General features: G+C 65.5%; 3 protein-coding genes and 1 pseudogene. 3 read left to right on the forward strand and 1 reads right to left on the reverse strand.

Features of this window, described 5'->3' with window-relative positions; genetic code table 11:
• A pseudogene (locus tag EN780_RS33115) lies at nucleotides 1-293 on the forward strand (pilus assembly protein); the annotation flags it as partial.
• Nucleotides 290-730: a TadE/TadG family type IV pilus assembly protein gene (locus tag EN780_RS33120; RefSeq protein ID WP_127309758.1), complete on the forward strand. Its 441-nt coding sequence runs from the start codon at nucleotides 290-292 to the stop codon at nucleotides 728-730. The pseudogene EN780_RS33115 and the gene EN780_RS33120, both read left to right, overlap by 4 nt.
• A gap of 79 nt (nucleotides 731-809) precedes the next feature.
• On the opposite strand, the gene EN780_RS33125 is transcribed toward EN780_RS33120, so the two are convergent.
• Complete coding sequence (locus EN780_RS33125) at nucleotides 810-1,412, reverse strand: TetR/AcrR family transcriptional regulator (RefSeq protein WP_128276370.1); 603 nt, start codon at nucleotides 1,410-1,412, stop codon at nucleotides 810-812.
• A gap of 106 nt (nucleotides 1,413-1,518) precedes the next feature.
• On the opposite strand from EN780_RS33125, the gene EN780_RS33130 reads away from it, so the two are divergent.
• The coding region (locus EN780_RS33130; protein ID WP_133372840.1) for an OsmC family protein at nucleotides 1,519-1,901 on the forward strand (383 nt) is incomplete at its 3' end.

Below are 1,901 nucleotides of genomic sequence, written 5' to 3' on the forward strand. Positions count from 1 at the left end.
CCATCAAGGTGGTGGTCAACAATGGCGCGTCGATCACCTACAACGCCAGCACGGCCACCGCGAGCCAGAGCGGGACGGCATCCAACGCCGACCTCTGCTATTGCCCGACGGTTTCGGGGACCACGGTCACCTGGGGCACGTCGGTGACCTGCAGCACCGCTTGCCCCAAGGGCGGCATTTCCGGAAAGTTCGTGGCCATCACCGCAAGCAGGCCGTTCGCGCCGCTGTTCGGCGGCCTCGGCATCGTCAAGAGCGGCAACATCGGCGTCGAGGCCATGGTGCAGCCGCAATGAAGGGCCTGTCGTCATTTCTCCGCGACAGGTCCGGCGCCAATGCGGTCGAGTTCGCGCTGCTTTCGGTGCCGCTGCTGATGGTGCTGTTCGGCACGGTGGAGTTCGGCCGCATGTACTGGGTGCAGCACGCGCTGCAGGAAACCGCGACCTCGGCGGCGCGCTGCGTTGGCGTGCTGCAGAGCGGGTGCACGAAAAGCGGCGTCTACAACTCGGCCAGCACCGTCAGCTACATCAGCACCATGGCCGCGACCGACGGCATCGCGCTGAGCGGCAGCAACATCACCGTCAACAACAACACGACCTGCTCGGGCCTCAGCGGGTTTTCGACGGTGCGGATATCCTACACATTCTCGACCGTGCTGCCGACCTTCCTGACCGCGCTGGCCAATGGGCCGCTGCTCAGCGCAACGGCCTGCTTCCCCAACCAGGGCGCCTAGAGCGTTTCTCCATTTCACGGAGACGGCGAACCGCCCTATCTCTCTGCTTTGACACAATTCCGGAGGCGCATGAACTGCTCTAAACGGTAGCTTCCTCGCGCTCCGCCGCCTTGCCGGCACGCACCGCCGCCTCCACCAGCGCCGTCACTTCATCGGCCACGGCCGTGAGCGGCCCGTGGTCGCGGGTGGCTCGGGCGATCACCATCAGGCCCTCGAGCGAGGATTCGACGAGCAGCGCAAGCGCCTGCGCGCGCCGCTCGGGCACCCCTGCCCTGACGAATGCCTGGCGCAGCAGGCCAATCCACTGCTCGAAGGCCGAGCGGCACAATTCCGCCAGCTCCGGTGTTGGCGAGTCCAGCACGACAGGCGCGATCGGACAGCCGAGCGAGAACTGGTTCTCCTCCAGCATGGTAGCCACCGACTGATAGATGTGGCGAACCGAGACGGCCGGGTCGTCTTCCGCCGCCAGCGCAGCACCCAGCCGCTCCGTCACCTCGGCGACGCTGGCGCGCGTCACCTCGATGGCCAGCTGGTCCTTGCCGCCCGGAAAATGGAAGTAGAGCGAGCCGCGGGGGGCCGCGCTGGCGCTCAAAATGTCGTTCAGCGAGGTGCCGTGATAGCCGCGCTGCCTCAGCAGCAGGCCGGTCGTCTCGAGTATGCGGGCCCGGGTGTCGTTCGCCATGTCAACCTCTGTCAGGAGCAACCATTATAGGCCTTGCGTCGAATATGACAATCGGTCTACATAATATGCAGATCGGTCTATATATTCATCAACCCAGGAGGACACGATGACAATTCGCGAGGCTTCGGCCGAATGGCAAGGCACGCTGAAGGAAGGTTCGGGCCGCCTGCGGCTTGGCAGCGGCGTCTTCGAAGGCGCCTATTCCTTTCCGTCGCGTTTCGAGAATGGCCCCGGCACCAACCCGGAAGAGCTGATAGGCGCGGCGCATGCCGGCTGCTTCTCGATGGCTCTGACCTTTGCTCTCGGCCAGGAGGGCCACGTCGCGCGGAACATCCGCACCATTGCCAGGGTGCATCTCGGTGCGACCGCGGCGGGGCCGACGATCACGCGCATCGACCTCGAAACGGAGGCGGAGGTCGCGGACCTCGCGCAAGACGAATTCGAGCGCCTTGCCCAATCCGCCAAGGCCGGCTGCCTCGTCTCGCGCGC

Source organism: Mesorhizobium sp. M4B.F.Ca.ET.089.01.1.1, from assembly GCF_004022605.1.
Taxonomy (GTDB): domain Bacteria; phylum Pseudomonadota; class Alphaproteobacteria; order Rhizobiales; family Rhizobiaceae; genus Mesorhizobium; species Mesorhizobium abyssinicae.